Origin of the sequence: Mycobacterium sp., from assembly GCF_049281135.1 — a bacterium.
In the GTDB taxonomy this organism is placed as follows: Bacteria; Actinomycetota; Actinomycetes; order Mycobacteriales; family Mycobacteriaceae; genus Mycobacterium.
In genome coordinates this window covers 1-1,677 of the sequence record NZ_JBAPRN010000160.1, presented here as the reverse complement: position 1 = coordinate 1,677, position 1,677 = coordinate 1, and the positions used below count along the sequence as shown (strand labels likewise).

The window sequence follows — 1,677 nt, the reverse complement described above, 5'->3', positions numbered from 1 at the left end:
GGCCACTGCCGCCGACCGGCCACGTGCCGTCGCAGAGCACGGCGCCGCAGCCCCGCCCCGAGCTCTCCGACGCCGCGCTGGTGTCGCGGTCGTGGGGGATGGCGCTGGCCACCCTGGTCAGCCGGGTCACCGGCTTCGCCCGGATCGTGCTGTTGGCCGCGATCCTGGGTGCGGCGCTATCCAGCGCGTTCTCGGTGGCCAACCAGCTGCCGAACCTGGTCGCCGCCCTGGTGCTGGAAGCGACGTTCACCGCGATCTTCGTGCCGGTGCTGGCGCGCGCCGAGAAGGACGACGCCGATGGCGGCACCGCGTTCGTGCGGCGCCTGGTGACCCTGGCCACCACCGTGCTGTTGGCTACCACGCTGCTGTCGGTCGCTGCGGCGCCCCTGCTGGTGCAGCTGATGCTGGGCCGCAGCCCACAGGTGAACGAGCCGCTGACCATCGCATTCGCCTACCTGCTGTTGCCGCAGGTGATCTTCTACGGCCTGTCCTCGGTGTTCATGGCAATCCTCAACACCCGCAACGTGTTCGGGCCGCCGGCTTGGGCGCCGGTGGTCAACAACGTCGTCGCGATCGGCACGCTGGGTGCCTACCTGGCCGCACCGGGGCAGCTGTCGGTCGACCCGGTGCAGATGGGCAACGCCAAGCTGCTGGTGCTGGGCATCGGCACCACGTTGGGGGTGTTCGCGCAGACCGCGGTGCTCCTGGTCGCCATCCGGCGCCGGCGCATCAGCCTTCGCCCGCTGTGGGGAATCGACGACCGGCTCAAGCAGTTCGGCGCGATGGCCGCCGCGATGGTGCTCTACGTGCTGATCAGCCAGATCGGTCTGATCGTCACCAACCAAATCGCCAGCACCGCAGCCGCTTCCGGCCCGGCCATCTACAACTACACCTGGCTGGTGCTGATGCTGCCCTACGGGATGATCGGCGTCACCGTGCTGACGGTGGTCATGCCGCGGCTGAGTCGCAACGCTGCCGCCGACGACACCGACGCGGTGCTGGCCGACCTGTCGCTGGCCACCCGGCTGACGCTGATCGTGCTGATTCCGACGGTGGCGTTCATGACCGTCGGCGGGTCGGCGATGGGCAGCGCGCTGTTCGCCTACGGACATTTCGGCGATGTCGACGCCGGCCACCTGGGTGCGGCGATCGCGATGTCGGCGTTCACGCTGCTTCCCTACGCCGTCGTGCTGCTGCAACTGCGGGTCTTCTACGCCCGCCAGCAGCCGTGGATACCGATCGCGATCATCGTGGTCATCACGGTGGTCAAGATCGCCGGTTCGCTGGTCGCGCCGCACCTCACCGACAACCCCGACCTCGTTGCGGGCTACCTCGGGTTGGCCAACGGCGTGGGATTCGTGGCCGGCGCGATCGCGGGCTACTTCTTGCTCCGCAACGCGCTGCGGCCCCGTGGCGGTCTGCTCGGCGTCGCGGAGGTGCGAACCATCCTGGTCGCGGCCACCGCCTCGCTGCTGGCAGGTTTGGTCGCATACCTGGTGGACGTGCTGACGGGCATGGAGCGGCTCACCGCCTACGGCGGCGGCGCCGGCTCATTGCTGCGGCTGTTCGTGCTCGCCCTGATCATGGCGCCGATCGTGGCGGTGGTCATGGTGCGCGCGCAGGTGCCCGAGGCCGTCGCGGCGCTCGCGGTGTTCCGCGGCTGGATCGGCGCGACAC

1 protein-coding gene is annotated in these 1,677 nt (G+C 69.7%); it reads left to right on the top strand.

Annotated features, from left to right (window positions below):
- Nucleotides 1-5 precede the first annotated feature (5 nt).
- A partial coding sequence (gene murJ / locus WAN02_RS06540) for a murein biosynthesis integral membrane protein MurJ (RefSeq protein WP_422263353.1) occupies nt 6-1,677 on the top strand: 1,672 nt, incomplete at its 3' end.